This is a genomic window from Ornithinibacter sp., from assembly GCF_035443565.1.
In the GTDB taxonomy this organism is placed as follows: domain Bacteria; phylum Actinomycetota; class Actinomycetes; order Actinomycetales; family Dermatophilaceae; genus Fodinibacter.
This window is the reverse complement of sequence record NZ_DAORSO010000275.1, coordinates 1-1,974: the sequence shown is the minus strand read 5'-3', so window position 1 is coordinate 1,974 and position 1,974 is coordinate 1. Positions and strand designations below refer to the sequence as shown.

Below are 1,974 nucleotides of genomic sequence, written 5' to 3'. Positions count from 1 at the left end.
AGGAACATGAAGCTCGTCCAGGCTGCGGCGAGCCTGGCCTTCAGGGGCAGGCGTACGTCGTCCAGCGCGGTGTCGGGTCGAGAAGTGCTCATGGCGGCCTCCGGTGTCGTCGGGTCGTGGGGTTGGTGACCTTCACAACCCTCACGGATGCCGTGCGCGCCCACATCAGCCCGCAGACCCGACGTGCCCTGTCCGTTGGCCCAAGAGCCCGGTTGGCCTTTCGGCGGATACGCGGGCGACGCCCCCTGCCTACGCTGGCCGGATGGCCACTGACGCACTGCGCTCACTGTGGGTCGAACCCCGACCCACGAACCCTCCGGCGACCAGTGCAGCCGACTGGGCCCTCGTCGCCGCCTTCGTCGGGTGGGCTGTCAACGAGGCGGTCCTTCGTGACGGCATGGCGCCTGCACCCGTGCTCCTCATCGCCACGCTCGCGGCGGTCGCCCCCCTCCCCTGGCGGCGCTCCCACCCGCTCCCCGCAGTCCTCGTGGCCTTCGGCACGCTGATCGTTGTCGACCTCTTCCGGATGGCCACGGGCACTCAGGGCGCCCTGACCTCGAGCGTGTCGGCCACGTTGGTCCTCACCTATGCGTTGTTCCGGTGGGGGTCGGGTCGGGATGCCGTTCGCGGGCTGCTCGTGATCCTCACGTGGCTGGCCATCACCTTCGTCGCCGACGTGACCACCCTGACCGACACGATCACCGGCTACGCGTTCTTCTTCTTCGCGGCAGCTCTCGGCGCCGCCGTCCGCTACCGCGCCCGGATCCGCATCCGCGACATCCAGGAGGCCAAGGCCCGCGAACGCGAGCAGCTCGCCCGAGAGCTGCACGACGTCGTCGCCCACCACGTGTCGGGTATCGCGATCCAGGCGCAGGCGGGTCGGGCCGTCGCCGCGACCCACCCCGAACGTGCCGTCGACGCCTTGGCCACGATCGAGGACGCCGCCACCCGGGCCCTCACCGAACTGCGCGCCATCGTCGGCGTCCTGCGCGACGCGCGGCACAGCTCGTTGACTCCCCAGCCGGGGATGGCCGACATCGAGCAGCTCGCCACCACCGGGGCCGCGCAGCCCCGTGTCGAGGTGACCCTCACCGGTGAGCTCACGGACCTCAGCCCAAGCGTCGCGGCAGCCGTCTACCGACTGGCCCAAGAGTCCGTCACCAACTCCAGACGGCACGCCCGCCACGCCACCCGCGTCACCGTTCAGGTCACCGGCGAGACCGACCACGTGCGGCTGACCGTCGACGACGACGGCTCCACCGGCTCGCCCCACCGCTCCCCCGACGGCTACGGCCTGGTCGGCATGCGCGAGCGGGTGACCCTGCTCGGCGGCACCTTCGCCGCCGGTCCCATCGCCGACCGCGGTTGGCGCGTCGAGGCGAACCTCCCCCGGGCGGGGGTGGCCCGATGAGCATCAGGGTCCTCGTCGCCGACGACCAGCCCATCGTGCGGAGCGGGCTGACGATGCTGCTCGACGCCCAGCCCGACATCGACGTGGTCGGTGCGGCCGCCGACGGTCGCGAAGCCGTCCGACTGGCACGACAGTTACGGCCCGACGTCGGGCTGTTCGACGTCCGGATGCCGGTGATGGACGGCATCGAGGCCACCCGCCAGCTCGCCGGCCCCGACGTCGAGGACCCGCTGCCCATCATCGTCATCACCACCTTCGACCTCGACGAGTACGTCCACGGCGCCCTGAAGGCCGGCGCCCGCGGCTTCCTGCTCAAGGACGCCGGCCCCGACCTGCTGACCCGGGCGATCCACGCGGCCGCCGAGGGTGATGCGCTCATCGCACCGAGTGTCACCGTGCGGCTGCTCGCCACCTTCGCCACCTCGCGAGCGGAAGCGGCCCGACAGCCCCTGGAGCCGCTCACCGCGAGGGAGGAGGAGGTGCTCGTCACCGTCGCCCGGGGCCGGACCAACGACGAGATCGCGAGCGAGCTCTTCATCACCACGAGCACCGTCAAGGCCCAC

The 1,974-nt window shown here is 71.6% G+C and carries 2 protein-coding genes; both read left to right on the top strand.

Annotation, left to right across the window (positions count from 1 at the left end):
* Nucleotides 1–262 precede the first annotated feature (262 nt).
* Entirely contained in the window at nucleotides 263–1,411 is a 1,149-nt protein-coding gene (locus PLL68_RS14395; RefSeq protein ID WP_324535254.1) for a sensor histidine kinase, read from the top strand.
* The coding region (locus PLL68_RS14390) for a response regulator transcription factor (RefSeq protein WP_324535252.1) at nucleotides 1,408–1,974 on the top strand (567 nt) is incomplete at its 3' end. The genes PLL68_RS14395 and PLL68_RS14390, both read left to right, overlap by 4 nt.

Excerpts from the sequence above, each read along its gene's own strand:
- PLL68_RS14395 (WP_324535254.1), top strand. The coding sequence starts at position 263 with ATGGCCACTGACGCACTGCGCTCACTGTGGGTCGAACCCCGACCCACG.